Below are 253 nucleotides of genomic sequence, written 5' to 3' on the forward strand. Positions count from 1 at the left end.
AGTTATCGTCGGTGTGGCCGAAATCGTTGTAGCTTGGGGTGTACTCGTAATGATTGGCGAACGGGATGCTGGTCACGATGAGGTCCACCGAGTCGGACGGCATGGAGGCGGTCTCGTCAACGCAGTCGTTGTTGGAGTACTGCCAGCCCTCCCCGGCTGACGTGAGCCGGGTGACACCCATGCTGCGGGTTAGTTCGCCCTCGACCCAGACGAGTCCGAACGCCGCCTCGAGGCGTGGCGCAACGGCGAAAGA

Annotated in this window: 1 protein-coding gene; it reads right to left on the minus strand. The window is 62.1% G+C overall.

Annotated features, from left to right (window positions below):
* Nucleotides 1-253, minus strand: a 253-nt coding sequence (locus tag RMT89_RS42420; RefSeq protein ID WP_315889097.1) for a hypothetical protein, incomplete at both ends; no start/stop codon positions are given.

Source organism: Streptomyces sp. P17 (assembly GCF_032436805.1).
GTDB lineage: Bacteria > Actinomycetota > Actinomycetes > Streptomycetales > Streptomycetaceae > Streptomyces.